Source organism: uncultured Sunxiuqinia sp., assembly GCF_947495665.1.
GTDB lineage: Bacteria > Bacteroidota > Bacteroidia > Bacteroidales > Prolixibacteraceae > Sunxiuqinia > Sunxiuqinia rutila.
Window position 1 is genome coordinate 1 of record NZ_CANLZV010000066.1, and the last position, 214, is coordinate 214.

The following is a 214-nucleotide window of genomic DNA, read 5'->3' on the forward strand; positions in this document are numbered from 1 at the left end:
ATTATCGCTATACTTTTCCCATTTTGGCGATAACTTCCGGCATCCGGTAAAACTTACCTTTTCATTTTGATAGGCCGCATATACAATGTCTTTGCCTTCTTCACCCGAATCGTCGGGTGTAAAAAGTAGAGGTTTGTAAAAACGATATACTCCTTCCCTGAAAAAAACAGTTACCGGAGCTGATTTTTTGTTCTTTATGTTTCGCACCTCATCG

At 39.7% G+C, this 214-nt stretch carries 1 protein-coding gene; it reads right to left on the bottom strand.

From position 1 onward, the window contains the following. The coding region (locus tag Q1A18_RS19065) for a hypothetical protein (RefSeq protein ID WP_299584757.1) at positions 1–214 on the bottom strand (214 nt) is incomplete at both ends.